Origin of the sequence: Streptomyces aureus (genome assembly GCF_000725495.1) — a bacterium.
Lineage (GTDB): Bacteria > Actinomycetota > Actinomycetes > Streptomycetales > Streptomycetaceae > Streptomyces > Streptomyces aureus_B.
The window spans coordinates 12565-39205 of record NZ_KL647039.1; the positions used below are offsets into that span (position 1 = coordinate 12565).

General features: G+C 71.8%; 24 protein-coding genes. 10 read left to right on the forward strand and 14 right to left on the reverse strand.

The window, feature by feature from the left end; translation table 11 throughout:
* Nucleotide 1: 1 nt before the first annotated feature.
* On the reverse strand, nucleotides 2-1309 hold the full coding sequence (locus tag IO36_RS36315; RefSeq protein WP_037626699.1) for an N-acylneuraminate cytidylyltransferase: 1308 nt from the start codon (nucleotides 1307-1309) through the stop codon (nucleotides 2-4).
* A 166-nt stretch (nucleotides 1310-1475) separates the two neighbouring features.
* The gene (locus IO36_RS36320) at nucleotides 1476-2810 is read right to left on the reverse strand and encodes a DUF6716 putative glycosyltransferase (RefSeq protein ID WP_037626701.1); all 1335 of its coding nucleotides are present in this window, start codon (nucleotides 2808-2810) and stop codon (nucleotides 1476-1478) included.
* Between the two features lie 198 nt (nucleotides 2811-3008).
* On the opposite strand from IO36_RS36320, the gene IO36_RS36325 reads away from it, so the two are divergent.
* From IO36_RS36325 to IO36_RS36335, 3 genes are all read left to right on the forward strand, one after another.
* Nucleotides 3009-3989 carry a glycosyltransferase family 2 protein gene (locus IO36_RS36325; RefSeq protein WP_037626702.1) on the forward strand — a complete coding sequence of 327 codons (981 nt, stop codon included), beginning with the start codon at nucleotides 3009-3011 and terminating at the stop codon, nucleotides 3987-3989.
* On the forward strand, nucleotides 3986-5320 hold the full coding sequence (locus tag IO36_RS36330; protein ID WP_037626704.1) for an alpha-2,8-polysialyltransferase family protein: 1335 nt from the start codon (nucleotides 3986-3988) through the stop codon (nucleotides 5318-5320). The genes IO36_RS36325 and IO36_RS36330 overlap by 4 nt, the downstream gene beginning before the upstream one ends.
* A gap of 535 nt (nucleotides 5321-5855) precedes the next feature.
* Entirely contained in the window at nucleotides 5856-7022 is a 1167-nt protein-coding gene (locus tag IO36_RS36335) for an acyltransferase family protein (RefSeq protein WP_037626705.1), read from the forward strand.
* 74 nt (nucleotides 7023-7096) lie between these two features.
* Here IO36_RS36335 and IO36_RS36340 read toward each other — a convergent pair whose 3' ends face one another.
* Nucleotides 7097-7756 carry a TetR/AcrR family transcriptional regulator C-terminal domain-containing protein gene (locus IO36_RS36340; protein WP_342455143.1) on the reverse strand — a complete coding sequence of 220 codons (660 nt, stop codon included), beginning with the start codon at nucleotides 7754-7756 and terminating at the stop codon, nucleotides 7097-7099.
* 74 nt (nucleotides 7757-7830) lie between these two features.
* Between IO36_RS36340 and IO36_RS36345 the strand changes: the two genes are divergently transcribed.
* A complete protein-coding gene (locus IO36_RS36345; protein WP_107065904.1) occupies nucleotides 7831-9399 on the forward strand; it encodes an FAD-dependent monooxygenase in 1569 nt (522 codons plus the stop codon).
* 108 nt (nucleotides 9400-9507) lie between these two features.
* Here IO36_RS36345 and leuE read toward each other — a convergent pair whose 3' ends face one another.
* From leuE to IO36_RS36360, 3 genes are all read right to left on the reverse strand, one after another.
* On the reverse strand, nucleotides 9508-10158 hold the full coding sequence (gene leuE / locus IO36_RS36350; RefSeq protein ID WP_037626711.1) for a leucine efflux protein LeuE: 651 nt from the start codon (nucleotides 10156-10158) through the stop codon (nucleotides 9508-9510).
* Nucleotides 10159-10209: 51 nt separating this feature from the next.
* Nucleotides 10210-10788 carry a Uma2 family endonuclease gene (locus IO36_RS36355; protein WP_037626712.1) on the reverse strand — a complete coding sequence of 193 codons (579 nt, stop codon included), beginning with the start codon at nucleotides 10786-10788 and terminating at the stop codon, nucleotides 10210-10212.
* A 92-nt stretch (nucleotides 10789-10880) separates the two neighbouring features.
* Nucleotides 10881-12461, reverse strand: a complete 1581-nt coding sequence (locus IO36_RS36360; RefSeq protein ID WP_037626713.1) for an acyl-CoA mutase large subunit family protein — start codon at nucleotides 12459-12461, stop codon at nucleotides 10881-10883.
* Between the two features lie 158 nt (nucleotides 12462-12619).
* Here IO36_RS36360 and IO36_RS36365 point away from each other — a divergent pair, with 158 nt between their 5' ends.
* Nucleotides 12620-13495: a L,D-transpeptidase family protein gene (locus IO36_RS36365; protein ID WP_037626715.1), complete on the forward strand. Its 876-nt coding sequence runs from the start codon at nucleotides 12620-12622 to the stop codon at nucleotides 13493-13495.
* A gap of 301 nt (nucleotides 13496-13796) precedes the next feature.
* On the opposite strand, the gene IO36_RS36370 is transcribed toward IO36_RS36365, so the two are convergent.
* From IO36_RS36370 to IO36_RS36405, 8 genes are all read right to left on the reverse strand, one after another.
* Nucleotides 13797-14882 carry a hypothetical protein gene (locus IO36_RS36370; protein ID WP_037626717.1) on the reverse strand — a complete coding sequence of 362 codons (1086 nt, stop codon included), beginning with the start codon at nucleotides 14880-14882 and terminating at the stop codon, nucleotides 13797-13799.
* Nucleotides 14882-15544 carry an RNA polymerase sigma factor gene (locus IO36_RS36375; protein ID WP_037626719.1) on the reverse strand — a complete coding sequence of 221 codons (663 nt, stop codon included), beginning with the start codon at nucleotides 15542-15544 and terminating at the stop codon, nucleotides 14882-14884. Before IO36_RS36375 ends, IO36_RS36370 begins: the two co-directional genes overlap by 1 nt.
* Nucleotides 15545-16072: 528 nt before the next feature.
* Nucleotides 16073-16828, reverse strand: a complete 756-nt coding sequence (locus IO36_RS36380; RefSeq protein WP_051901256.1) for a hypothetical protein — start codon at nucleotides 16826-16828, stop codon at nucleotides 16073-16075.
* Nucleotides 16829-17149: 321 nt separating this feature from the next.
* Nucleotides 17150-17767, reverse strand: coding sequence for an RNA polymerase sigma factor (locus tag IO36_RS36385; RefSeq protein WP_037626721.1), 618 nt, complete (start codon nucleotides 17765-17767; stop codon nucleotides 17150-17152).
* 154 nt (nucleotides 17768-17921) lie between these two features.
* Nucleotides 17922-18302, reverse strand: a complete 381-nt coding sequence (locus IO36_RS36390; RefSeq protein WP_078943665.1) for a hypothetical protein — start codon at nucleotides 18300-18302, stop codon at nucleotides 17922-17924.
* A gap of 192 nt (nucleotides 18303-18494) precedes the next feature.
* Nucleotides 18495-19067: a hypothetical protein gene (locus IO36_RS36395; RefSeq protein ID WP_037627398.1), complete on the reverse strand. Its 573-nt coding sequence runs from the start codon at nucleotides 19065-19067 to the stop codon at nucleotides 18495-18497.
* Nucleotides 19068-19236: 169 nt separating this feature from the next.
* Nucleotides 19237-20031, reverse strand: coding sequence for a DUF4328 domain-containing protein (locus IO36_RS36400; protein ID WP_245173609.1), 795 nt, complete (start codon nucleotides 20029-20031; stop codon nucleotides 19237-19239).
* Between the two features lie 190 nt (nucleotides 20032-20221).
* On the reverse strand, nucleotides 20222-21856 hold the full coding sequence (locus tag IO36_RS36405) for a beta-N-acetylhexosaminidase (protein WP_078943666.1): 1635 nt from the start codon (nucleotides 21854-21856) through the stop codon (nucleotides 20222-20224).
* A gap of 514 nt (nucleotides 21857-22370) precedes the next feature.
* On the opposite strand from IO36_RS36405, the gene IO36_RS45385 reads away from it, so the two are divergent.
* The 5 genes from IO36_RS45385 to IO36_RS36430 all read left to right on the forward strand — a co-directional run bounded on the left by IO36_RS45385 (nucleotide 22371) and on the right by IO36_RS36430 (nucleotide 26568).
* Nucleotides 22371-22985: a 2-oxo-4-hydroxy-4-carboxy-5-ureidoimidazoline decarboxylase gene (locus IO36_RS45385; RefSeq protein ID WP_209441329.1), complete on the forward strand. Its 615-nt coding sequence runs from the start codon at nucleotides 22371-22373 to the stop codon at nucleotides 22983-22985.
* Between the two features lie 148 nt (nucleotides 22986-23133).
* Nucleotides 23134-23514, forward strand: coding sequence for a succinate dehydrogenase, cytochrome b556 subunit (gene sdhC / locus IO36_RS36415; RefSeq protein ID WP_078943667.1), 381 nt, complete (start codon nucleotides 23134-23136; stop codon nucleotides 23512-23514).
* Nucleotides 23515-23519: 5 nt separating this feature from the next.
* A complete protein-coding gene (locus tag IO36_RS36420) occupies nucleotides 23520-24011 on the forward strand; it encodes a succinate dehydrogenase hydrophobic membrane anchor subunit (protein WP_037626729.1) in 492 nt (163 codons plus the stop codon).
* 23 nt (nucleotides 24012-24034) lie between these two features.
* Entirely contained in the window at nucleotides 24035-25789 is a 1755-nt protein-coding gene (gene sdhA, locus IO36_RS36425; protein WP_037626730.1) for a succinate dehydrogenase flavoprotein subunit, read from the forward strand.
* Complete coding sequence (locus IO36_RS36430) at nucleotides 25789-26568, forward strand: succinate dehydrogenase iron-sulfur subunit (protein WP_037626731.1); 780 nt, start codon at nucleotides 25789-25791, stop codon at nucleotides 26566-26568. The genes sdhA and IO36_RS36430 overlap by 1 nt, the downstream gene beginning before the upstream one ends.
* Nucleotides 26569-26641: the final 73 nt, after the last annotated feature.

A 26641-nucleotide genomic window follows, 5' to 3' on the forward strand; every position in this document is an offset into this window, starting at 1 on the left:
CTTAGTTGTCGAGGGAGTCGAGAGAAGGACCGAGGATCCAGCTGGCGATCTCTCGGATCGCGCCGTCGCCACCGGGGACGGTGGTGACCGCGCGTGCGGCGCCGCGCACGACGTCGTGGGCGCTCGCGACCGCCACCGGCCAGCCCACGAGGGCGAAGCACGGGAGGTCGTTGACGTCGTTGCCGACGTAGAGCACGCGCTCAGGCGCGATGCCCTGCTCCTCGCACCACTGCTTCAGCGCGAGGTCTTTCCGGTCGATGCCGTGCAGGACCGGGATCTTGAGTTTCCGGGCCCTGGCGGCGACGACCGGGTTCTGTTCCGTGGACAGGATCAGCATCGTCAGCCCGCTCTTGCGGAGGGCGGCGATACCGAGTCCGTCCCCGCGGTGCACGGAGACGAACTCCCGTCCGTCGGAGTCGATCAGCACCCTGTCGTCGGTCTGGGTGCCGTCGAAGTCGAGGACGACCGCGTCGATGTCGTCGGCGGTCGGAAGGGTGCCGGGCCTGTTCGCGTCGAAGAGCGGCGCGAGGGCCCGGGCGCGGGCGAGGTCGTGCGGGTCGTCGATCTCCAGCACGCGGGCCGGGTCGGTGCGCACGAGTTCGGTGCGGCCGAAGAACCGGTGCTTCGCCGCGCGGAAGCCGGCGGCCTCCATGGCGTAGACGGCTCCGGTCTCCAGGAGGTCCTGGGGGCGGTCCTGTCGGCGCGGGCGGAAGGACTTGTCGTGGTTGACGCCGTAGCCGCCGCTGGTGGCGGTGTCGGCGACCAGGACACCGGCGCGGCCGTCGACCGCCGCGTGCCCGGCCCCCGCGTTCACCGCGGCGGTGGGCTCGTCGTCCCCGTCGCGCCAGACGAAGCCGTGGAAGGGGGCCACGGTGTGCGCGGTGTCCGCGCCGTTGGCGACGATCGCCTCCACGACGCCGTCCACGTCCTCGCGGACGATGAACGGGCTGGTGCACTGGACGAGCAGCACCACGTCGACCGGGGAGCCGTGCAGCGCCTCGTGGGTGTCCATGGCGTGCAGGACGGCGGCCTCGGAGGTGGCCGTGTCGCCGGCGATGGCGGCGGGGCGCAGGACGACCTCGGCGCCGGCCTGGCGGGCGGCGGCGGCGATGGCCTGGTCGTCGGTGGAGACGACGACGTCGGTCACCAGGCGGGCGGAGCGGCACTCGCGCACCGCGCGGGCCACCAGCGGCACACCGCCGACGGGCAGGAGGTTCTTGGCGGGCACGCCCTTGGAGCCGCCGCGCGCGGGGATCACCGCGAGTACGCGGCGCACCGGCACGGCCTGGCCCGCTTCCGAGTTGGTCATGCGCTGTTCTCCTTGACGAGGGAGGCGAGGAAGGCTTCGGGGGCGGTGGACCGGCGTCCGCCCGCCGTCGGGACGGTGGACCGGCGTCCACTCGCAGACAGGGCGCTGGACCGGGATCCGCCCACCTTCGGGGCGCTGGACCGGGATCCGTCCGCCGTCGGGGCGCTCACAGTTCGCCCATCCGGCGGATCACCGGTGCCACGCGCTGCACGCCGTGGCGGTAGGCGCCGCGGGCGGCCTTGCGCACGAACTGCCGTACGGGGCTGGGTTCCCGGTCCGCCGCCGGGGCGCCGGGCAGCGGGCTGCCGTCGGGGCCGAGGTGGTGGCGGGCGAGGATGCCGGGCAGATAGCCGGGCGCGGTGACGGGGGTGTAGTAGGGGGCGAGGGGCGGCAGCCGGTCGGCGGCGAGGAGTTCGGTGAGGCGCCGGCGGCCCGCGTCGAAGGCGGTCTCGTACGAACCGTCGGCGGCGACGCCCTGCCGGGCCACCCAGCCGGGGTCGGGCACCGGGCGGTGTCCCGCGTCGAGCTGGTCCCAGGAGGCGAGGCAGCCGGATCCCACGAAGTGGTGGTTGCCGAGCGCCTCGCGCACCCCGAGGTCGCTGAGGACGACGGTGGGGACACGGCGGTGCAAGGACTCCAGGGCGGCGGTGGAGCTGATGGTGACGAGCAGGTCGGTGCGGTCGAGGACCTCACCCATGTGCCCGTACACCAGGCGGAAGTTGGACGGCGGGTCCGCCTTCTGCACCAGCTTCTGGTACGGCAGCTCCTCGATGTGCGTGGTGTGTTCGCCCGGCTTGGAGCGCAGCTTGAGCAGGACCTCGCGGTCCGGGTGCAGCCGCGCGTGGCCGATCAGCCGGTCCAGCAGGTACGTACGGTCCTTGCGGCTCTCCGGTACGGAGGGCTGCGCGGCGAAGACCACCGTGTAGGGGCGTTCCCGCTCCGCCGCCGGGTCGTGCCCGGCGTAGGCAGCCCCGCCGAGGAAGGGCAGCGCGACCTCGGTGACCGATCCGGCGTCCGCGCCGACTCCTTCGTACACGGCCCGGAAACGGTCCGCGTCCTGGCGGGAGTTGGCGAGGACGAGGTCCGCGCCGTGCCGCAGGAGCAGCCCGTCGGCGAGCTTCTCGTACACGACGCCGACGTAGCCGGTGACGACCAGAGGCCGCTTCGCCCGTCCCTCCCAGGCGCGGGCCAGACCGTGCAGGACGGCCTGGACGGCTCCGCCGACGAGGGCGAGGACGACGACGTCGTAGACACCCTCCTCCTTGCCGAGCTCGCGCAGGAACTCGACGGCGGTGACCTCGCGGAGGGAGTCCGCGCGGACGCCGACTTCCTGGAGCTGGCGGGCGGTCGGGGTGGCACGGCCGCGCAGAAGGAACCCGTCGAGGCGGATGTCCGATTCGACCGGGGAGATGCGGTTCGCGGTGAGCGAGCCCCATTTCCACCTGGTGTCGGAATCCGCGAGGACGGCCACTCGGAGCGACTTCGCGGTACTTGCTGGCACGTCCCAGACGCTAGGAAGCCATTTCGAGGAGCGGCCCAACCGGAATACAACAAACGGTTAACAGCGCGTCGACGAATGGGGAATCAGCCAGGGATCGGCCGAGAAAACGATGTGGTTCACGGTACCGCCACGCGTCGTTCACCTTGCATCTCACCAACGGTAAAGACGAATGCCGGGCTTCCCCCTAACGTCACAGGCGTGGTCAAGCTCTCCGTCATCGTGCCGTTCTACAACGTGCAGCAATATGCGCCCGACACCCTGAAGAGCCTGCGTGCGAACGCACGGCAGGATTTCGAATTCATTCTCGTCGACGACTGCTCGCGCGACGAGACACCGGACATCCTCGCGCGCGCGGAGCGCGAGCTCCCGGGTGCGGTGTATGTCAGACACGAGAAGAACGGAGGACTGGCCACCGCCCGCAACACCGGTATCGACGCGGCGCGCGGCGAGTACCTCACGTTCCTCGACGGGGACGACTGGCTCGCCCCCGGCTATTACGAACAACTCGTCTCCTCCATCGAGGACCTGGGCTGCGACTTCGTCCGTACGGACCATGTCCAGTGCACCGCGCGGGCCCGCAGCATCCACCGGGTTCCGCACGGCCGCCGCGGAGTCGTCCTGAATCCCCGTGACGCCATCCTTCCCTCCGACCGCTCCACCTCCGTCGACTACGCGTACGCCTGGGCGGGCGTCTACCACCGCCGGCTGGTCGACCGGGGGCTGCTCCACTTCACCGACGGGCTGCGCACGGCCGAGGACCGGCCGTGGATCTGGAAGCTCCACCGGGAGGCGGAATCCTTCGCCACGGTGGGGCTGCTCGGCGTGTACTACCGGCGCGGTGTCGCCTCCTCCCTCACCCAGATCGGGGACGTGCGCCAACTCGATTTCATTCGGGCGTTCGACCAGGTCGTGGCGGAAACCGCCGAGGACCGGGACGCGGAGAAACTCCTTCCCAAAGCCGTGCGCACCTATTGCGCGATTATTTCCCATCACCTGGGATCCATCGAAAGGTTCGAGCCGGCCGTGGCACGGAAACTGAAGTCCATGAGTGCCGTGGCACTGCGCCGTATGCCCCAGGGCGTACTGGACGAGGCACTCGACTCCATGGACGTCCAGCGCGCCACCCGGCTGCGCCGGCTGCGCCGACGGCCCGCGCCCGCCGCGGGGGTGGCCGCGTGACCACGCAGATCTTCATGGCGTCCACGCTGTACGGCGTGGCCACGCTGGCCGCGGCCCTGGACACCGACAGCTTCGGACCCGCCGACCGGCGCATCCTGCTGGTGTCCAACAACGCGACGACGCCCGAGACGACGCCCGGCCCGGACGAGATGCCGGGCTTCGAGCGGCTGCGCGCCCGCTTCGACGACGTCATCTCCTGGAACGAGACCATCTCGCCCTTCCACCCGGGCGGCTGGGCCCCGCGGCCGGACGACGTGCCCCTGTGGGAGCGTCATCTGCGGCTGGCCTGGAACCTGGGCGACGACGACGTCGAACTGGCCGTGGAGTCGATCCAGGTCAACCCGGCGCTCGGCGTCTGCCAGATCTTCATGGGCGCGCCCGTCACCGTGTACGCCGACGGCCTCATGAGCTACGGCCCCACCCGCAACAAGATCGACCCGCTGGTCGGCACCCGGGTGAGCCGGCTGCTGCATCTCGACCTGGTCCCGGGTCTGAAGCCGCTGCTGCTCACCGAGTTCGACGTCGAGCCGCGGATCGTGTCCACGGACGCGTTCGTGAAGGTGCTCGCGGAACTCGTCGACACCGGCGACGCGCTGCCGTCGCTCGACGAGCCGGCGCTGCTGCTCGGCCAGTACCTCTCGGCGCTGGAGATCCTCACCGCCGAGGAGGAGGAGCAGCTCCACGTAAGGATGCTGAAGGGCGCCCTCGCGCTCGGCCACACCCGGGTGGTGTTCAAGCCGCACCCGTCGGCCCCGGCGCGCTGGTCGCGGATGCTGGAGCGGGAGGCCGAGAAGCTCGGCGCGGACCTCACCGTGCTCGACACGCCGGTCCTCGCCGAGGTGCTCTACCAGCGGATGCGTCCCGCGCTGGTCGTCGGCTGCTTCTCCACGGCGCTGCTCACGGCGTCCGCGCTGTACGGGCTGCCCGTGGCCCGGGTCGGCACCGGCTCGCTGCTCGACCGGCTCACGCCGTACGAGAACAGCAACCGCGTCCCGGTGACCATCGTCGACGCGCTGCTGCCCGAACTGTCGGACGCCGAGGCGGTCACCGGACAGCGCCCCGGCATGGACGTGGCGGACCTGACGCGACTCCTGAGAGCCGTCGGCTACGCAATGCAGCCGAAGATCTATCCGGACCTGCGCGGGGCCGCCGAGAGCTATCTGACGGAGCGGCTGACCCAGCACACCTGGCGCTACTTCAAGCGCAAGCGCCTGACCTCGCTGGCCCTGCCCGGGGCGGTCCCGGCCCAGCTGGCCTTCATCCCGCGCAACGCGACCGTGCGGCGGGTCGCCCGGAGGGCGCGCTCCCTGAAGCGGGCGGTGGGCCGCTGAGGGGCGCTCACCGCGCGGGACACCAGGAAGCGGGGCCAGGTCGAAACGACCGGGCCCCGCTCCCTTGCGTACGCCCCCGCCTCGGCGCAGGCCCCTGCTCCCCCAACCGGCGCTCCCACCGCCCCGGCGCGGGGTGCCCGACCCCAACTGTCCTCGCCCCCTCCGCCCCTACCCAACCCGTACCCAGGGGCTCCGCCCCAGGACCCCCGCTCCTCAAACGCCGGAGGGGCTGAATTGTCCGGAACTGGAATGGCCAGGCACCACGATGCACCCGCAGTGAGCCGCGCGCGGGAGGGGCCGTGGCGGTACATCGATGCCCGTCGCCACTAACGTCCACATCTCCGTCCGACGGCGACGGGCTGATGCACCGGCACGGCCCCGACCCACCCACCGCCGGGAGAGTCGTCAACGGGACGGCAACCCACAGATGAACTCCCGTCGGCAAGACGGCGAACCGGCCTCGCGAGGTCGTAAGCATCCCCGACTATCGGACTAACGTGCTGTGGGCCAGCTGAGTCCCATCGAGGGGAACCTTGTGATCGACACGCCCGAGGAGGCCCGCGGGACGTCGACCGGCACCGTGGTCCGTACCGTCCTGCCACCCGCCGAGACGCCCGCCGCCACCCCCCGCCCCCCGGCGCGCCGGGAGAACCGGCTGCGCGCCCTCGACGGACTGCGGCTCGTCGCGGCCCTGATGGTGGCGGGGTACCACTACGGCGGCCGCGACGGCGAGGTCGTCCAGGCCTGGGGCACGTCACCGAAGCACCAGTTCCCCGCCCTGCACCATCTGTTCGCCTACGGCTGCCTCGGCGTCCAGGTCTTCTTCGTGATCAGCGGCTTCGTCATCTGCATGAGTGGCTGGGGCCGCCCCCTGCGCTCCTTCTTCGCCTCCCGCGCCTCACGCCTGCTCCCCGCCTACTGGGCGGCGATCCTCCTCGTGACGGCCGTGTTCGCGCTGCCCTTCGTCGCGTACAAGACGGTGTCCCCGAGCGACACCCTGGTGAACCTGACGATGCTGCAGCAGCCGCTGGGCGTCGACCGGGTGCTCGGCGTGTGCTGGACGCTGTGGGCCGAGGTCCGCTTCTACGCCCTGTTCGCGCTGTGCATCGTGCTGCCGGGGGCGAACCGGCAGCGCGTGATCATGTTCTGCGCGGGCTGGACCCTGGCCGCGGCCATGGCGCAGGGCGTGAACGAGCCCCTGCTCACCATGGTCCTGATGCCGGAGTACGCGCCCTACTTCATCGGCGGCGTCGGCCTGTACCTCGTCCACCGCAACCGCCGTGACGCCTACGCCTGGGGCATCGTCGGCGTGAGCTGGCTGATCGGCCAGCACTACGCGGTGCAGCGGCTGTGGCACGCCCCGAACCCGGAGTTCTTCTCCAACCGTTCGTCCCTCGCCATCGTCCTGGTGGTCACCTTCGGCTACGTAGCCGTCGCCGCGATCGCGCTGGGCTGGCTGCACTGGGCGAACTGGCGCTGGCTGACGGTCGCGGGCGCGCTGACGTACCCGTTCTACCTCGTCCACGAGCACCTGGGCTGGGTCGTCATCAAGGCCTACCACCAGACCCTGCACATCCCGTCGTACGGCACCTTCCTCGCCACGGTCGCCACGATGCTGCTGCTCGCCTGGCTGCTCAACCGCTTCGTCGAGAACCGACTCACCCCAAAGCTCCGCAGGGCCCTGTCGAAGCCACGCCCGTAGCCGAGCGTCCGCCCACCCGGACCTCACTCGGCCGAGCCTCCGCCCACCCGGACCTCACTCGGCCGAGCCTCCGCTCACCCCATCCCGTAACGCGCCCCGATCCCCGCCACGATCAGACCGAGCCCTTCCTCGAAGTGCCGTTCGTAGTCCTCGAAGATCTCCGCGCCCGCCGCCGCCGACAGGGGGAAGTCGGCCATGCGGCGGGCGCGTTCGTCCGTGTCGTACCCCTCGCGGCGCTCGCCCGGCAGCGGCTGGACGCCCTGTTCCTCGGTGACGAAGCCGATCGTGTACAGGAAGGCCGTCGAGGTCGCGCGGACCGCCTGGGTGAGGGTGAACCCGGCCTCGGTGAAGAGCGTCAGCGTCCGCTCCATCTCGACGGCGTGCAGGGTGCCCGTGAAGCGTGAACCGCTGAAGACCTTGGCGCCGTCGCGGTAGCTCAGCAGGGCGGAGCGCAGGCCGCGGTTGGCCGCGAGCAGCCGCTCGCGCCAGCCCTCGCCGCCCGTCGCCCCGGGCACGTCGACCATCCGGCGGTACATCTCCGTGGCCATCTCGTCGAGCAGTTCCTGCTTGTTCTTGAAGTGCCAGTAGAGCGCCGGCGCCTGGACGTCCAGCTCCTTGGCGATGGCCCGCAGGGTGAGGCCGTCGAGGCCCGTCTCGTTGAGCAGCCGCAGCGCCGTGTCGACGACCTGCTTCTTGTCCAGCCTGGGGGACCGCTGGGTTCTCTGAGTAGCCACGCTTGACAGTTTAACGCCGTTAAGGGCATGCTCGCGGCATGGAACTTAACAGCGTTAAGGAGAGGGTTGTGGACATGACTTCCGCAGCAGGAACGACCGTGGACGTGGACGTACTGGTCGTCGGCGCGGGCCCGACCGGGCTCGCCCTCGGCGTCGACCTCGCGCGGCGGGGCGTGGACGCGCTCGTCGTCGAGCGGGGCGCGGAGCCGGCACCGGGGTCGCGCGGCAAGGGGATCCAGCCGCGCACCATGGAGGTCCTCGACGACCTCGGCGTCCTGGACGACATCCGGGCGGCGGGCGGCGCCTACCCGGTCGGGCTGATCTGGCAGAACGGCCGGCCGGCGGGCGAGCGGCCGATGTTCGACCCGGCCGAGGACGGCGAGGAGGGCTCCGCGTTCACCGAGCCGTGGATGGTGCCCCAGTGGCGCACCCAGGAGATCCTGCACGCCCGGCTGACCGCATTGGGCGGCCGGGTCGCCTTCAGCCGGGAGGTGACCGCGCTCGACCAGGACGAGGACGGTGTGACCGTGCGCTTCGCCCCGAGCCAAGGAGCGGGAACCGTGCGCTTCGCCCCGGGCCAGGGAGCCGGAACCGTGCGCTTCGCCCCGGGCCAGGGAGCCGGAACCGTCCGCTTCGCCCCGAACGAGGGAGCCGGAACCGTCCGCGCGCGGTACGTGGTCGCCGCGGACGGCGGCCGCTCGGCCGTGCGCCGGGCCGTGGGCATCGGCATGACCGGTGCGGGGGCCGACGGTTCGGGGGTCGTCGACCCGGCCCCGATCCTGGTGGCGGACGCCCTGATCGACGGCCTGGACCGCGACCACTGGCACCTGTTCCCGCCGGACGGGGACACCGGGGGCTTCATGGCGGTCTGCCCGCTCGCGGGCACGGAGTACTTCCAGATCGTCGCCGGGTTCGCGGAGGGAACCACGGTGGACGTCTCTCCCGACGGCGTGCGCAAGGTATTCGCCGCCCGGTCGCATCTGACCGCCGACGCGGTGACCGAGGTGAACTGGGTCTCGGAGTTCCGGCCCCGCGCGGCGCTGGCCGACCGCTTCCGGTCCGGACGGGTCTTCCTCGCCGGGGACGCGGCGCACATCCACTCCCCGGCCGGCGGCCAGGGGCTCAACACCAGCGTCCAGGACGCCTACAACCTGGGCTGGAAGCTCGGCGCGGTCCTCGGCGGCGAGGCTCCGGCGACCCTGCTCGACACCTATGAGGAGGAGCGCCGGCCGGTCGCGGCAGGAATGCTGGGGCTGTCCACGAAGATCCACCGCGGCGAGGCCCGGCGCGGCCGGGAGACCCGTCAGCTCGGCCTCGGCTACCGGGGCTCGTCCCTCGCGGCCGAGACCCGTACGGAGCTGACGGACGAGGCGCTGCGCGCGGGCGACCGGGCCCCCGACACGGCGGTGGACGGCGGCCGCCTCTTCGACGTGCTCCGGGGACCCCACTGGACCCTGCTCACGGCCGGCCCGTCCCTGGAAGGGCCGGCGCTCCCCGGCGTCCGCACCGCCCTGACCGGCTCCGACGGCCGGTACGGACCCGGCCTCTACCTGATCCGCCCCGACGGCTACGTGGGATGGGCGGGCACCGACCCGCGGGAACTGCGGGCGTACGCGTCCCGCGTGGGCCTGAGCGCCGGCTGACGAGGTCCCTTCCGGCCCTAGACGAGGCCCCTTCCGGCCCTATAGGGCCTGCCTGACAATTCCCGTCCGCCCGGCGACGCCATGCACGCCCTCTCGCCGCACCGGCCCCTAGGCGCTGGCCAGCGTGAGCTTGACGGCGAAGCCGAGGAAGAGGGCGCCCGCCGCGGTCGTGGCCCCCGCGGAGAGGCGCTTGCGCCGCCGGAAGGCCGCCGCGAGGCGCGTACCGCTGAAGATCAGCGCGGTCAGATAGAGGACGCTCGCGAGCTGGGCGAAGGCGCCGAGCACGACGAACGAGAGGGCCGGATAGGCGTAGCCGGGGTCGACGAACTGGACGAAGAAGGCGACGAAGAACAGGATCGCCTTCGGATTGAAGAGGCTGATCACCAGCGCCCGCCGGAACGGCCGCTCCTCCGCGGCCGTCTCGGGCTCCGAAGCCTCGGCGACCGGGTCCCTCCGGGACCGCCACATGGCCCGGGCGGCGCGCAGCATCCCGACCGCCAGCCAGGTCAGATAGCCCGCGCCGGCGTACTTCACGATGCTGAACAGCACGGCGTTCGCCTGCAGGAGCGACGCCACGCCGGCGGCGGACAGGGTCATCAGCACGGTGTCGCCGCACCACACACCCGCGGCGGCCGTATAGCCGGTCCGCACACCCCGGCGGGCGGCGACGGACAGCACGTAGAGCGAGTTCGGCCCCGGCAGCAGGACGATCAGGACGAGACCCGCGAGATAGGTGGGGAGATCGATGACACCAAGCATGAAAGGGAGTGTCGCACGGACCCGAAACCCCCCGGCGGGCTGTCTCGCCGTTCAGTCACCGTCGAGAAGGGTGTCCACCGGAAGGTCGAGCGAGACACCCACCACGACGGGAACCGGAACGCTCTGACCTCGCCTGAAGCGCTCCGGCGCCGGGTACTTGCCGTTGACCGGATCCTGGTGGAGCAGGACCTCGTCGTGCTTGCGGTCGACGACGACGTACACGGGGACACCCGCCTCGGCGTAGCACTCGACCTTGGGGCCGAGGTCGTCGGACCAGTTCGACGAGGTCACCTCGACGACCAGGCGGAAGACGTTCGGGGCGTAGCAGTTCTTCTGGACGAGGGCGTCACGGAAGTCCTCCTCGACGATGGAGAAGTCGGGGATGGCGAAGTCGGCGGGCAGGGTGGGCAGCCAGAGGCCGACGCCCTGGACGTACCTGAGCCCGGCCGCCCGGGCACCCGCCCTGTCGAACGCCACGACCAGCCACGACAACGACAGCGCGTGCGAGCCGTCCGGCGGTGGTGTCACTGTGAGCCTCCCCTGCAGAATCTCCACGCGGTGCCCAGGCAGTGCACGGGAGAGCAGGTCGGCGGCTTCGCCCAACGTCAGCTCGTGCTGCAGTACGGCCACGGCATCCTCCTTTTCAGGGGTCACTCTCCCTGAGCGTAGCCGGGGCCGCGCGGCTTCCGCCCTCGATCACTCGTAGGAGGGAATCGCCCGGCTCAGAAGGCGTCCGACGGTACGTACGTGCCCCAGATCTGGCGCAGGGCGTCGCAGACCTCGCCGATCGTCGCGCGGGCGCGGAGGGCCTCCTTCATCGGGTAGAGGACGTTGTCGGTGCCCTCGGCGGCGCGCTTGAGGGCGGCGAGGGCGGTGTCGACGGCCTGCTGGTCGCGTTCGGCGCGGAGGCGGGTGAGGCGTTCGGCCTGCTGGGCCTCGATGGCCGGGTCGACGCGCAGCGGCTCGTACGGCTCCTCGGCGTCGAGCCGGAAGCGGTTGACGCCGACCACCACCCGCTCGCCGGAGTCGGTCTCCTGGGCGATGCGGTAGGCGGACCGCTCGATCTCGCCCTTCTGGAAGCCCCGTTCGATGGCCCCGACGGCCCCGCCGAGGTCCTCGACCCTGTGCATCAGCGCGACGGCCGCCGCCTCCACGTCGTCCGTCATCCGCTCGATCACGTAGGAGCCCGCGAAGGGGTCCACCGTCGCCGTCACGTCCGTCTCGTGGGCGAGGACCTGCTGGGTGCGCAGCGCCAGCCGCGCGGACTTGTCCGTGGGCAGCGCGATGGCCTCGTCGAAGGAGTTCGTGTGCAGCGACTGGGTGCCGCCGAGCACCGCCGCCAGGCCCTGGACCGCGACCCGGACCAGGTTCACCTCGGGCTGCTGCGCCGTCAGCTGGACGCCCGCCGTCTGGGTGTGGAAGCGCAGCATCAGCGACTTGGGATTCCTCGCACCGAACTCGTCCCGCATCACCCGGGCCCAGATGCGCCGGGCGGCACGGAACTTGGCGACCTCCTCCAGCAGCGTCGTACGGGCCACGAAGAAGAAGGACAGGCGGGGCGCGAACTCGTCGACGTCCATGCCCGCGGCGACCGCGGTGCGGACGTACTCGATGCCGTCGGCGAGCGTGAACGCGATCTCCTGCGCGGGCGAGGCACCCGCCTCGGCCATGTGGTAGCCCGAGATCGAGATCGTGTTCCACTTCGGGATCTCGGCCCCGCAGTACCGGAAGATGTCCGCGATCAGCCGCAGCGACGGCTTCGGCGGGAAGATGTACGTCCCCCGGGCGATGTACTCCTTCAGGACGTCGTTCTGGATCGTGCCCGTCAACTGCTCTGCGGGGACGCCCTGTTCCTCGCCGACGAGCTGGTACATCAGCAGCAGCAGCGCGGCGGGCGCGTTGATCGTCATCGAGGTGGACACCTTGTCCAGCGGGATCCCGCCGAACAGCACCCGCATGTCGTCGACCGAGTCGATCGCCACCCCGACCTTGCCGACCTCGCCGTGCGAAAGGGGGGCGTCGGAGTCGTGGCCCATCTGCGTGGGCAGGTCGAAGGCCACCGACAGGCCCGTCGTCCCGTGCGCGATCAGCTGCTGGTAGCGGGCGTTCGACTCCACCGCCGTGCCGAACCCCGCGTACTGCCGCATCGTCCAGGGACGGCCCGTGTACATCGAGGGGTACACACCGCGGGTGAAGGGGTACGCGCCCGGTGCGCCGAGCTTCTCGGCCGGGTCCCAGCCCTCCAGGGCCTCGGGGCCGTAGACCGGCTCGATCGGCAGTCCGGACTCGGATTCGCGCGCCATGGGTGTGCCTCCCGTGAAAGGGTCCGATGTCTCCGTGGGTTCTCTTCCCCCCGGGGACTCCCGTTCGCAACCGGTCACCCGCGGGGAGCATCTCTGGTGACATGACGGCGGGGCGGGAACCCGGTGTGCACGACGGGACGGGTGGAACAGGGGTCCGGATGCGTACGACTGGCTTGAGGAGATCGCTGGCGGTGCTCGCGGTGGCCGCGGTGGTGAGCGGCTGCACCGTGGGCACCGGGGACGGCAAGGAGCCCCCGGTGCGGATCGCCGGTTCGGCCCGGGGCCCCTCGGACGCGAAGGGGAGCGGCGACGGCGGGTCCGGCGCCTCCCCCGGGGACAAGGACGGCACGTCCGGCTCCACGGGCGCGGGGAAGGACGACGGCGGTTCCTCCGCCGCGCCCGCGAAGGTCCTGTGGTCCAGCGGCGACCGGGGCGACGACATCCGGGGGGCGCAGGCCCGGCTGCACCAGGTCGCCTGGCTGATCACCCCGCCGACGGGGACGTACGACGCCCGGACGGTCGCGGCCGTGAAGGGGTTCCAGGGCAAGCGGGGGCTGCCGCGCACCGGGAACCTGGACACCGTCACCTGGCAGCGGCTGAAACGGATGACCCACGATCCGGCGGCCTGGGAACTGTACCCCTACGGCGGGCAGCCGGCCGCGAAGCCGGACAGGCGCTGCATGACGGGCCGTGTGCTGTGTGTCAGCAAGAAGACCCGCACCCTGCGCTGGATGATCGACGGCAGGACGGTCTCCGAGATGGACGTCCGCTTCGGCTCGCAGTACACCCCGACCCGCGAAGGGGTGTTCAACGTCTACTTCAAGTCACGCCACCATGTGTCGACGATCTACCACACGTCGATGCCGTACGCGATGTTCTTCAGCGGCGGCCAAGCGGTGCACTATTCCTCGGACTTCGCGGCCCGCGGCTACTACGGCGCCTCGCACGGCTGCGTCAACGTCCGGGACGAGCACAAGGTCGCGGCGCTGTTCGCCCAGGTCCGCAACGGCGACAAGGTCGTCGTCTCCTGGTGAGGCGGCCCCGCGCGACGGCGGGGCGAGAAGTGTGGGGCGCGGGCGGGACCGGGGGAACGTGTCCCACCCGCGCCGGTTGCACGTAGCCGTGGATACGGGGGGAACCCCGGCTCCGTGCGACGGCCGATGACCAGTCGGCTCATCACGTACTGCGTCGCGGCGGCCGAAAACGTCACACCCAGCCGATAAAAATTTCAACGACTTACAAAAATGCAGGTCAGGGCGGTGTCTTGGCGAGGCGGGCCGGGCGGCTGACGGCGCGACAGCAGGGCGTCCGGTCAGCGACCGCGGGACGCAGGGGTCATGACGGCGAGCCGGCCGACGGGCTCGGCGCCACCCGCGGGCCCGGGCTCGGAAGCTGCGACCGGCTCGGCGCGACCGGCAGCAGCGGGGTCAGTCCCGGGCGCAGCGGGGACGGGGTGCTGACACCGTTGCCACGAGGGTCGTTGCCGCCGGGACCTATGTGATGGCCGTCGCCGTCACCGCCGCCCGGGTCCCCCTGGTCTCCCTGTCCGGAGCCCTGCCCCGTGCCCTGCTCGCCACCGCCGCCGTTGCCGCCGTCGCCCTGGCCCAGTCCTCGGCCGAGGACGCCCGAGCAGTACAGCCTCACCCGGGCACCGCCGCCCGCCACGTGTTCCAGGGCGCGCCTGCCGTCCGCGTCGAGGTCCTTGCCGCCCAGCACGTCACGGCAGTACGAACGCGTCCGGGCCCACCACTCGCGGGTGCGGTCGGCGTTCCCGGAGGCGGCGGGACTCGGCAGGCCGCTCGGGTGACCGGGGTCCGTGGGCGAGGCGGCGTCCTTGGACGGCTCGCCCGACGGCGCGTCGGGAGAGGGCACCACGGCGCCGTTGCCGCCGGAGACCCCGGCCGAGGCCGAGGGCGGCAGCGAGACGACGGGGCGCTCCGGGGTCCGTACGGCCGTGGACGTCGCGGCGGGCCCCGGGTGTTCGCGGGTGAACGGCGTCGGCAGCACTCCGGTTCCGGCCGCGACGGCGACTCCGCCGACCATCCCGACGGCCAGAACGGCGGCCAGCCCGAAGCGGGTGGGCCGTCCCCAGCGGGTCCGGCGTCCGTGCGCGGCGGGGCGTCCGATCCGTACGAGACCGGCGTCCGCGGCGTGCGCGCGGGACCGGGCGCGACCGCGGTGGCCGGGCTGGGTCACGACGCCGTCACCGTCCGCGCGCGCCTTGCGGAACGCGGCCAACGCGACTGCCTCGCCGGGGAGTTCGTCGCTGGTCGGCTCGGGTCCTGCGGCCAGTGCGCCCAGGGCCGCGGTGAGGCGGTCCACCTGGTCACGGCTGCCGGGGTCGACGGTTTCCAGCGGCTCCCCGTTCAGCAGACGCTCCGCGGCGTCCCGGTCAAGCCACCTGTACTGCTCGTCGGCCATCACATGTCCTTCTGCGCCCGCGAACGCGTATGCGTCACACCGGCGGACGTCACCGCGCGGGTGCGCGAACCTCGTTGAGGGGGAACGGCGTCGAGCGCGCCGACGGATTCCGGATCGGTGCCGAGCAGTTCCGCGAGCCGTTTCAGACCCCGGTGGGCGGCCGTGCGGACGGCTCCGGGGCGCTTGCCGAGGGTCTCGGCGGCCGTCTTGGCGTCGAGGCCGACGACGACGCGCAGGACGACGGCCTCCGCCTGGTCCTGCGGGAGCTGCGCGATCAGCGAGAGGGTGCTGCCGGTGGACAGCGCCTCCATCGCCTCGGTCGCCGTGTCGGACTCGGCTGCCTTGCCGGTCAGCTCGGTCTCGTCGCCGCCTATCGCGGGACGGCGCCCGCGCATGCGTATGTGGTCCAGCGCCCGGTTGCGGGCGATCCTCGCCGCCCAGCCGCGGAAACGGTCCGCGTCCCCGCTGAAGCGTTCCAGGTCACGGGCGATCTGGAGCCAGGCCTCGGACGTGACGTCCTCGGCGTCCGGCTCGCCCACCAGTGTCCGTACGTATCCGAGCAGGCGTGGATGCACCGCCCGGTACACAGTCCGGAACGCGGTCTCGTCCCCGTCCTGTGCGGCAAGTACCGCGGCGGTCAGCTCCGCGTCGTCCCCCAGCACCCCCGCGCCCCTCTTTGCGCCTCGGCCGGCGCCGCTCTCGCGGACCGGGTCATCGCCGTCGTGCGTTCCCCGATGGACGGTTCGGTCTCAGGTCCGCGTGATTGGTCTCCTGCGCCGCGCGGTCCCGGCCGACGCCCCCACGTGGTCACGGTCCCAGGGTCCACTCGGTCGTGGTCCCAGGTCCCCCGTGGTCGCGGTCGTCCCGTCTGCGCACCGGCGCGAAAGGCACGTTACGGCCTGAAACAGCTCCCCGTCCATGTTCGTACAACGTGCAACTACACGGTGACGGTGCGAGGTGTGACACAAAACGCAGTCGCGGCGCTGTAGAGAGTACGGGTCGCCGCGCGGCCCGTGCCGCGCGACGGTCGGGGCCTCTCCTGTGGGGGGTGGCGGCCCCGGCCGTTGCCATCGGCACCGGCGGTCGCCTCCGCGACGCCGGCACTCCCGCCACCGCCCCGGCAACGGCGGCCTCCGCCGCCGCAGTTCGGTACGGCCGCACGTCCGGAGCGGTCTCGCCCCGGACGCCCGTTACCGCCCGCTCCCGGACTTCCCCGGCCGCGTCGCCGCCGGGCTTCCCGGAACCCTCGTCCCGTCCGCCTTCCCGGGACTCCCCGCGCCTGCCGCCCCGTTCGCCCCCTTCGCGCCCTTCGTCCCGTCCTGCGCAGCCAGTTGCCCGGCGCAGAACGCCTCGACCTCGTCCTCGCCGCCCGCGGCCGTGACGAGCCGCTGCCAGGCCCGGGCGTCCAGGGCGTTGCCCCGGCCCCGCACGGACGCGTAGGCGCGGCAGTGGGCCTCGGTGTCGTTCGCCTGCGGCGGACGGCCCGAGGGGCCGCCCGGTGCGGAGGTGGCACCGGGAGCGGTGGGAGAGGCCGGCGGAGGGGACGCGGAGAACCGGTCCGGAGCGCCGGTGGACGACGGGGCCGCGGACGCGTCCCGGCGGCCGGCGTTCTCGTGCGTGATCGGCCCGACGGCCGCGAAGGCGACACCGCCCAGCGTCAGCCCGGCCAGCAGGACGGCGAACACGGCCCGCAGCGAACGGTTCGGCCCCCGCCGGTCCTTCGGGCGCCAGTCGTCCCGGCGCCGGGTGCGCGCGGTGTGCGCGCCGCTGTCGCGCGCGGTCCGGAAGGCGGCCACGGCCCGGGTCCGCGCCACGGGGTCGTCCGCCCGGCCGCGCAGCGCCGTGTCGAGGAGCGTCTCCAGTGCGGGCCGTCCGTCCGGGAGGCCGGACGGACGGGCGGCGCCGGGGCCGGCGGCACCGCCGTCATCGGCGCCCCGTCGCGTCATGTCCGGTTGCGCATCCGGTTCCCTGTGCGGTTCCACGTCCGGTTCCATCTCCGCCTGTCGCTCCGCCCTGCAACCCCTCGCCGTACCAGGACTCCGCTCCGCGCTCCGCGCCGTACAACGATCCCGCCCCGCGCTCCGTCCCGCGGCCGCGGGACGGCACCTGGCCGCCGCTCGCCCGTGGCGGGCCGCAGCGTCGCCGCAACCGCACTCCGGGCGACGGCCGTCCGCCGTGCACCATCCGTACACCGGTCGACTTCCTTCCGCCGTACGACGATGCCGGTCCGTACGGCGGCGGGATGCCGGCCGTTCCGGACGTACTGCTCACCCCGACTCCCCCAGCGTCCGGGACTCCTCATCCGTCACACCCGCGACGCCGAGCTGGCGCGCGAGCCGCTTCAGACCCCGGTGGGCCGAGGTCCGCACCGCGCCCGGGCGCTTGCCGAGGACCCGCGCCGCGGCCGGTCCGTCGAGGCCGACGACCACCCGCAACAGCACGGCCTCGGCCTGGTCGCGCGGCAGCCCCGCGACCAGTTCCAGCGCGTACTCGGTGGACAGGCTCTCCAGCGCCTCGTCCTGGGTGCTGTGCCTGCCCGGCAGGTCCAGCGCGTCCTGTTCGAGGGCCGTCCCCCGGGGCCGCACCCGCAGCCGCCGCAGATGGTCCAGCGCCCGGTGCCGGGCGATGGTCGCGGTCCAGCCTCGGAACCCGGCGCCGTCCCCCCGGAACCGCCCGAGGTCCCGGGCGATCTCCAGCCAGGCGTCGGACGCCACGTCCTCGGCGTCGTCGCCGACGATGCCCCGCAGATACCCCAGCAGCCCGGGCTGCACGATCCGGTACGCGGCCGCGAAAGCGACCTCGTCCCCCTCCTGCGCCCGCGCCACGGCCACGCCCAGTTCGGCGTCGTGCGGCTGCGCGCGGCGGGGTTCCCCTCCCTGGCCCAACACTGTCCTCGTTCGCACCGAGTCCGCCCGAATGTGCCCTGCCGGCGCGGCCGTCCGCGTCGACACCCCCATGGTCATCAGCGTCGGGCCGCACGGAAGTGTCACAGGGCGTCAGACACCGCGGCCCGGCCGCCCGGCGGGACCGCGCGGTCGCTCAACGGGTGGCCTCGCGGCACAGCAGGCGCAGGGAGCCGTCACCGGCGTAGCAGCGGCGGGCCTCCTCGATCGGGTCCCACAGCCGTCCGTCAGGGGTGCGCAGCCAGTGGTCGCCCCCGCTCTCCCACCACTCGGCGCCCGAATGACGGGCGACCACCTCGCCCGCGTACGCGCCGAATCCGCGCAGCACGCTCTCGACGGCGGCGTACGGGGCGCCGTCCCGGCGTATCTCGTCGATCACCCGGTCGACGCGCCACAGGCTCTGGGCCGAGTAGTCCAGGCGCAGCCCGGCGCCCTCGCGCATGACCGCGACCGTGTCGGCCGCCCAGCGAACGGGCTTCGTCGCAGCTGAGGGCCGCGTTGCTTGAGTTGCGTTCACACCCGGTAGAGCGCGGGGGCGGCCGGATTCGTCACGCCTCCGGGCAGGGGTTCGCGACACCGGCCCAGGACCGCCATCTCCACCCCGGGACCCTCACAGAAAACTCTCAGGAACCGGGTTTGGGGTGCGCCGGGTCGGGGGTGCGCCGGAGCCGGACCGCCCCCGGCGCACCCGCGCCCGCTCGTCCCAGGTCTACGCCCGGCCCCGGGCCCGGCGCGAGACCACCGCCCGCAGGACACGTCGCCCCTCCGTCGACGCGTCCAGCGCGAGCCGCAGTCCGCCCTTGCCGTGCTCGGCGAGCAGCTCCAGGACGGAGACCTGACGGCGCAGTTCGGCGGCGACGAGCGGGGACATGCCCTCGGTGCGGCCCTCACGGCGTGCCGTCACGCACGCCTCCGCGTCGTCGGCGTGGTCGAGGAACCGGTGCACCTGGAGGGCCGCCACCGAGCAGGCGTCCGACCAGGCGCGCAGCTCGTCCTCGGAGGGCTTGGCGGGGACGGCCTGGAGCATGCCCCGGGCGAGCAGTGCCGCGTGGTCCTCGTCGGTCACGGCCGGTTCGGGGTCCTCCGCGTCCATCTTGGCGCGGGCCTCTTCCAGGCGCGTTCCCCACTCGGCCCAGGTGTCCGCCTCGGCCAGGCTCGCCCACAGCGGGCGCAGGACGTCGTCGTCACCGCCCAGCAGCGGGACACACCGATCCAAACAAGCCAGACCACTCGCCGCCAGACCGCGCTCGTCGGCCTGAGCGATCAGTTCCACCAGACTCATCACGACTCCCTCGAAATGCCACGACAGGGCGCCCATGCCTTACGGAGCCCGCACTTCCCCTTACTGCGTGCAACGGAGCAGGAGTGTCACAGTGCGAGCCCACCCTGCCGGTCGGACAGCGGAATGAACAGGTTTTCGGCCAAAAACGCGTTCTGGACCCGACCCTTCGTCAGACCCCGGCGAGGGCCGGACCGGCGTGGGCCTTGCGGTCCTGCATCCGGGTCAGCCGGACGACGACGGCGATCGCGAGGGCCGCGCTCACGATGTCGACGGCGTCGGCGAACAGCGCCTGGAGGGCGGCGTCCTGGAGGGCGTCGGCGGTCTCGGCCTTGCTCGAGGCGGAGGAGGCGAGACGGTCGACCGCCAGCCTGAGGATCCAGAACGCCCACCAGAAGTTGACGATCCCCTGCCGGTCCGGGTCGCCCGTGAGGCGGCTCGCGGCCCAGATCTCCGCCATGATCCGGCGCGGACGCACCAGGTTCACGAACGGGACGAACCATCCCCACCCGGCCCAGGACCGGGAGTAGGTGTGCCCGAAGGGGTTGAAGACCTCGGCGTTGACCCGCACCCGCAGGAACCAGATCAGATAGACGACGGCGGTCGCCACCAGGGCGGCCACCTGGGCGACACCGGCGACGGCGTCGAGCGTGTCCGCCCGGTCGGCCCGCTGCGCGAGGCCGTCGAGGGGCCCGCCTCCCGCGAGGGCGCCCCGGAGGGCGTCCGCCACGTCGTACAGCGTGTAGTCCGCCCAGAGGGCGAAGAGGTCCGTGGCGATCACCAGGCCGAGCAGCGCGGCCACGGCCTTTCCGAGTCCGACGGGCGAGCGCAGCGCGGCGGGTCCGTTCGGCGGGGGAAGCGGCGGGAGCGGTGCGAGGGGGAGCCCGGACGGGTTCCCCTGCGCGGTGGCCCGGGCCGGCGCGGGCCCCTCCGGCGCCGGCTGCTGCGGTGTTGACGGCATGGTCATGAGACCCCCCAGATCTGCCGCCACGACACGGTGACGGCACGAGAAACCGGGCGCCCCCCTCCCCAGGGGTCACGCCCGGTACGTAGACAAGTAAGAGGAAGGTAAGGTTCCGGCCGCCTTTGCGTCCAGTCCCCGCCGACCAGCGGTTTGCCGGCACAGGGACCCTGCCCGCCCGCCGAGGGCGACCCGGTCAGCCCAGCCGGTCCGCCAGGGACTTGAACCGGGGCCACGACAGGGACGGCCGGCGGGGGTCCCAGAGTTTCTGGGTCAGGGCTCGGAGCGGCATGCGGATGCCGGCCGCGACCTGGTCCTGGGTCTGGGAGTTCGCCAGGTCGCACCAGACGGCGAGGGACCCGCCGAGGATCTGGGAGTCGTACGACGAGGAGACCGGCGTGGTCCCGCGCAGGACGAGCGGGGTCCACTGCTCGTAGATGCGCTGCCCGGTCGGGTAGACGAAGGTCTGGGGCTCACCGAGGACGTAGTACAGGTACTCGTCGTTGTAGTTGACGACCTTGCGGCCGGCGCTCAGATACTCCACCGGCTGCCGGGCCCCGAACTCCTTGCCGGTCCAGTACCCCACCCGCAGGCTCCCGTCGGCCTTGACGCTGCTGCTGCGGAAGAAGCCGTCGTTCCAGGCCCGTGCCGTACGGCCGTGCCCCTGCACCACCTTGGCCCGGTCGTTGAGCCAGCCGGTCGTGAGGTCGGCGACGCCCGCGCCGGGCCCGTACCTGCTGCGCGCCGCGGTCACGAGCTGCGGGAAGGAGGCCGCCGGGTTCGACACCGTCAGGGCCTGGTACTCGTCGCCGCCCAGATTCCAGTCGGTGCCGGGGAACAGGCCCGCGTACTCGTTCAGCAGATCGTCGACGATCTTCGCCGAGGCGGGCTTGGAGATGTCCACCGCGCCCCGGACGGGGACGCCCGAGACGTTGCGGAGCTGGAGGTCGGGGTGGGCCGCGATGACCGCGCCGAGGTGTCCCGGCGAGTCGATCTCGGGCACGACGGTGATGTGCCGGCTCGCCGCGAGGGCGACGATCCGGCGTACCTCGTTCTTCGTCAGATGCTCCCGCGACACGATCTCGGGGTGCGTGTCGGACTCGATACGGAAGCCCTGGTCGTCGGAGAAGTGCAGACCGAGCTGATTGAATTTCAGGTCCCCCAGCTCGCGCACCCGGTCCTCGATCCAGGCCGCGGTGAAGTGCTTGCGCGCGGTGTCGAGCATGAACCCGCGGACCGGCTTGGCGGGCGCGTCGCGCACGACGCCCTCCGGCGCCGTGCCACCGCCGTGCACCTCCTGCTTGAGGGTGCGCGTTCCGTAGAAGACACCGGCCTCGCCGGGCCCGGTGACGGTGACCCGGCCGTTCTGCACCTTGAGGGTGTACGACTCCGGGCCGGCGTTCCCCTTGTCCAGGCCCAGTTCGACGTCGCCGTTCCTGGCGGCCGTCCGTCCGGCGTACGCCAGCTTCAGTTCGCCCGCGAGCAGCTTGCCCTCGTCGGCGAGGCGGTCGCTGTCCACGACCACCCGGCCACCGGCGGCCGGCCGCCAGCCGGGGCCGTGGGCCGCGGTGTGCTCGCGCACGGCGGGGATGGTGCGCGGCGCGGTGGAGAGGGGGTAGCTCCGGGTCGGCGAGGGACTGGCGGCGGCCACCGACGAGGACCGGTCGCCGGACGGGGACTTCGCCCCGGCGGGCTGTCCGCCGCCGTCGGGCCAGACCGCGACGGCCACCGCGACGACACCGGCGACCGCCAGACCGCTCGCGACGAGCTTCCCCCGCCCGTTCCGTTCCGCCCGTCGCCGCCGCGGCGCCCGCCGCCTGCCAGTACTCACTCCGCCACCCTCGTCTCACAGCGCCCGTCCTCACGGCGCCCACTTCACAGCGCCCGACTCCGAGCGCTCACCTCACCGCGCCCGTTCTCAAGGGCGCTCACTTCGCCGCGCCGGTCCTGACGGCGCTCACCTCACCGCGCCCGATCCCGAGCACTCACCTCACCGCGCCCGTCCTCACGGCGCCCACTTCACCGCGCCCGACTCCGAGCGCTCACCTCACCCTGCCGTGGCCGGGCCGGTACTCCGTTCAGGTGTACTCCGCCCGCGAGGCATCCGCCTCCCCGGGACACCCCGGCGGCCGCCTCACCGCTCCGCCCCGCCGCAAACTCTGCCCCGCCCGTCACCCCAACCGTCCACCAGGCGCTCCGAAACTCTCCCGTGCGGGTGAAATCCGGGCATCCGTCGGACAGGTCACGACACCGCTCGATAGCGTGAGCGGCACAGCTTTCACTTCTTCCCCTGCCGAAACACACGTATCGCACGCACGTCATGCTCACCCGACGGCGCGCGTCCCATCCCCCCACGCCGAGGACCCACGCTGACGTCTCCCCGTCTCCCACGCCTCCCCGGCCAGGTCGCCCTCCCTGAACAGAAGAGCGCGGTACCGTCCCCGGTCCGCCTCGACGGGTTCAACTCCGCACCCGCCGGAGAGGTCACCCGTGCCCTGCTCACCTGCTGCCACAGCCGGCGCTGGGTCCACCGTCTGGCCGACCACCGCCCCTACCCCGACCTCGGCTCCCTGCTGGCCGCGGCCGACGAGGCGGCGTACGACCTGACCCCCGCCGACCTGGCCGAAGCCCTGGCCGGCGAATCGCTCACGCCGCTCCCGGACGGCGCGTACTCCGCCGCCCACACCGCGCTCAGCGCCGCGCACGCCGCGTACGAGAGCAGATTCGGACATGTCTTCGTCATCTGTCTGGACGAATTCTCCCCCGGCGAGGCCCTCGACCAGGTACTCGTCGGAATCCGGTCGCGCCTGGCGAACGACCCCGAGGAGGAGCGGGTCGTCACCGCCGACGAGCTGCGCCGACTGGCCCGCGGGCGGCTGACGCGCCTCGTCCGTCAGTTCGCCCACGAGCGCGAAACGCCGATATTCGGCGTCCGGAATAGCCCGAACGTGCCTGATTGATTGCCAGTTTGATCACATTGATAGGGCCGCTGTAAGCGTTCCGACAACACGTCGCTACGATGGCCGGGGCCGGTGGACCGTACCCGGCCGGGCCCGACCGACAGAGAAGCCGGCGCGGCCCCAATCCCCGCTCCCGGAGGGTTCTTCCGTGCCGGCTGGAACGCTGTACCGCGGCCGGGAAGGAATGTGGTCCTGGGTGGCTCATCGAGTCACCGGCGTCCTCATCTTCTTCTTCCTGTTCGTACACGTGCTGGACACCGCTCTCGTCCGTGTCTCCCCCGAGGACTACGACAAGGTCGTAGCCACGTACAAGACGCCGATCGTCGCGCTGCTGGAGTACGGCCTCGTGGCCGCCATTCTCTTCCACGCGCTCAACGGTCTGCGTGTCATCGCCGTCGACTTCTGGTCCAAGGGCCCGCGCTACCAGAAGCAGATGCTCTGGTCCGTCGTCGGTATCTGGGTCGTGCTGATGTTCGGGGCGCTGTACCCCGTCCTCGGTCACGCATTCCGCGAAGTGTTCGGGAGCTGACGCAGATGTCCACTACTGACACCGCCGCTTCCGGCATCGGCCCCGTCGAAGGCTCCGGCTCGTTCTCGGCCTACGGCGTCGACAACCCGGCCCCCCTCATCGAGGCCCCGCGCAAGCGCACCAAGAAGACGCCCAAGTCGACCCGCGGCAACTTCGAGATGTACGGCTGGCTCTTCATGCGCCTGTCCGGCATCGTCCTGGTCGTCCTGGTCCTCGGCCACCTGCTGATCCAGCTCGTCCTCGACGGCGGCGTCTCCAAGATCGGCTTCGCCTTCGTGGCGGGCCGCTGGGCGAGCCCCTGGTGGCAGGCCTGGGACCTCGCGATGCTGTGGCTCGCCATGCTGCACGGCTCCAACGGCCTGCGTACCGTCATCAACGACTACGCGGAGCGCACCACGACGCGCCTGTGGCTGAAGGGCCTGCTGTACACCGCCACGGTGTTCACGATCCTGCTGGGCACGCTGGTGATCTTCACCTTCGACCCGAACATCCGCTAGGCACGGGGCTGAGGCAACCACTGATGAAGATCCACAAGTACGACACCGTCATCGTCGGCGCCGGCGGCGCGGGCATGCGCGCCGCCATCGAGGCGACGAAGCGCAGCCGCACCGCCGTGCTGACGAAGCTCTACCCCACCCGCTCCCACACGGGCGCGGCGCAGGGCGGCATGGCCGCCGCGCTCGCCAACGTGGAGGAGGACAACTGGGAGTGGCACACCTTCGACACGGTCAAGGGCGGTGACTACCTGGTCGACCAGGACGCCGCCGAGATCCTGGCGAAGGAGGCCATCGACTCGGTCCTCGACCTGGAGAAGATGGGCCTGCCGTTCAACCGGACGCCCGACGGGACGATCGACCAGCGCCGCTTCGGCGGTCACTCCCGCAACCACGGCGAGGCCCCGGTCCGCCGGTCCTGCTACGCCGCGGACCGCACCGGTCACATGATCCTCCAGACGCTGTACCAGAACTGCGTCAAGGAGGGCGTGGAGTTCTTCAACGAGTTCTACGTCCTCGACCAGCTCATCACCGAGGTCGACGGCGTCAAGCACTCGGCGGGCGTCGTCGCCTACGAGCTCGCGACCGGCGAGATCCACGTCTTCCAGGCGAAGGCCGTGATCTACGCGTCCGGCGGCACCGGCAAGTTCTTCAAGGTGACCTCCAACGCGCACACCCTCACGGGTGACGGCCAGGCGGCCGTCTACCGTCGCGGGCTGCCGCTGGAGGACATGGAGTTCTTCCAATTCCACCCGACCGGCATCTGGCGCATGGGCATCCTGCTGACGGAGGGCGCCCGCGGTGAGGGCGGCATCCTCCGCAACAAGGACGGCGAGCGCTTCATGGAGAAGTACGCGCCGGTCATGAAGGACCTCGCGTCCCGTGACGTCGTGTCCCGCTCCATCTACACGGAGATCCGTGAGGGCCGCGGCTGCGGTCCCGAGGGCGACCACGTCTACCTCGACCTGACGCACCTCCCGCCGGAGCAGCTGGACGCCAAGCTGCCCGACATCACGGAGTTCGCGCGGACCTACCTCGGCATCGAGCCCTACACGGACCCGATCCCGATCCAGCCCACCGCGCACTACGCCATGGGCGGCATCCCGACGAACGTCGAGGGTGAGGTCCTCTCGGACAACACCACCGTCGTCCCGGGCCTGTACGCCGCCGGTGAGGTCGCCTGTGTCTCCGTGCACGGCGCCAACCGTCTCGGCACGAACTCGCTCCTGGACATCAACGTCTTCGGACGCCGTGCGGGCATCGCGGCCGCGGAGTACTCGGCGAAGGCCGGCTACGTGGAGCTGCCGGAGAACCCGGCCGAGCAGGTCGTGAACCAGGTCGAGCGGCTGCGCAACTCCACGGGCACCGAGCGGGTCGCCGCGATCCGCCTGGAGCTCCAGGAGTGCATGGACGCCAACGTGATGGTGTTCCGCACCGAGCAGACGATCAAGACGGCCGTGGAGAAGATCGCGGAGCTCCGCGAGCGCTACAAGAACGTCTCGGTCCAGGACAAGGGCAAGCGGTTCAACACCGACCTGCTGGAGGCCATCGAGCTGGGCAACCTGCTCGACCTGGCCGAGGTCATGGCCGTGTCCGCGCTCGCCCGCAAGGAGTCGCGCGGCGGTCACTACCGCGAGGACTACCCGAACCGCGACGACGTCAACTTCATGCGCCACACCATGGCGTACCGCGAGGTCGGCGAGGACGGCACCGAGTCCATCCGTCTCGACTACAAGCCGGTCGTCCAGACCCGCTACCAGCCGATGGAGCGTAAGTACTGATGGCTACTCCCACTCTGGACAAGGCGGACGCGGCCGGCGCACCCGAGCCCGGTTTCGCCGACTCCCCCTACATCACGGTCACGTTCCGCATCCGCCGGTTCAACCCGGAGGTCTCGGCGGAGTCGGTCTGGGAAGACTTCCAGCTGCAGATCGACCCCAAGGAGCGTGTCCTCGACGCGCTGCACAAGATCAAGTGGGACCAGGACGGCACGCTCACGTTCCGCCGCTCCTGTGCGCACGGCATCTGCGGGTCGGACGCCATGCGGATCAACGGCAAGAACCGTCTGGCCTGCAAGACGCTGATCAAGGACCTGAACCCCGCGAAGCCGATCACGGTCGAGGCCATCAAGGGCCTGACGGTGATGAAGGACCTCGTGGTCGACATGGACCCGTTCTTCCAGGCGTACCGCGACGTGATGCCCTTCCTCATCACGAAGGACACCAACGAGCCGACGCGCGAGCGTCTGCAGTCGGCCGAGGACCGCGAGCGGTTCGACGACACCACCAAGTGCATCCTGTGCGCGGCGTGCACGTCGTCCTGCCCGGTGTTCTGGAACGACGGCCAGTACTTCGGTCCGGCCGCGATCGTGAACGCCCACCGCTTCATCTTCGACTCGCGTGACGAGGCCGGGGAGCAGCGTCTGGAGATCCTCAACGACAAGGACGGTGTGTGGCGCTGCCGCACGACGTTCAACTGCACGGACGCCTGCCCGCGCGGTATCGAGGTCACCAAGGCGATCCAGGAAGTCAAGCGCGCGCTGATCACGCGCCGCATCTGACGCCTGCCGCCGTACCCGAAGGGCCCCGCTCCTCTCCTGGAGCGGGGCCCTTCGGCGTGTCCGGCCGGCCCCG

Bases quoted from the DNA above. Each gene is read 5' to 3' on its own strand.
- IO36_RS36315 (WP_037626699.1), bottom strand. From the start codon at position 1,309: ATGACCAACTCGGAAGCGGGCCAGGCCGTGCCGGTGCGCCGCGTACTC.
- leuE (WP_037626711.1), bottom strand. From the start codon at position 10,158: ATGCTTGGTGTCATCGATCTCCCCACCTATCTCGCGGGTCTCGTCCTG.
- IO36_RS36360 (WP_037626713.1), bottom strand. From the start codon at position 12,461: ATGGCGCGCGAATCCGAGTCCGGACTGCCGATCGAGCCGGTCTACGGC.
- IO36_RS36380 (WP_051901256.1), bottom strand. From the start codon at position 16,828: ATGACGCGACGGGGCGCCGATGACGGCGGTGCCGCCGGCCCCGGCGCC.
- sdhA (WP_037626730.1), top strand. From the start codon at position 24,035: ATGAAGATCCACAAGTACGACACCGTCATCGTCGGCGCCGGCGGCGCG.
- IO36_RS36395 (WP_037627398.1), bottom strand. From the start codon at position 19,067: ATGAGTCTGGTGGAACTGATCGCTCAGGCCGACGAGCGCGGTCTGGCG.
- IO36_RS36430 (WP_037626731.1), top strand. From the start codon at position 25,789: ATGGCTACTCCCACTCTGGACAAGGCGGACGCGGCCGGCGCACCCGAG.
- IO36_RS36400 (WP_245173609.1), bottom strand. From the start codon at position 20,031: ATGACCATGCCGTCAACACCGCAGCAGCCGGCGCCGGAGGGGCCCGCG.
- IO36_RS36370 (WP_037626717.1), bottom strand. From the start codon at position 14,882: ATGGCCGACGAGCAGTACAGGTGGCTTGACCGGGACGCCGCGGAGCGT.
- IO36_RS36345 (WP_107065904.1), top strand. From the start codon at position 7,831: ATGACTTCCGCAGCAGGAACGACCGTGGACGTGGACGTACTGGTCGTC.
- IO36_RS36365 (WP_037626715.1), top strand. From the start codon at position 12,620: ATGCGTACGACTGGCTTGAGGAGATCGCTGGCGGTGCTCGCGGTGGCC.
- IO36_RS36420 (WP_037626729.1), top strand. From the start codon at position 23,520: ATGTCCACTACTGACACCGCCGCTTCCGGCATCGGCCCCGTCGAAGGC.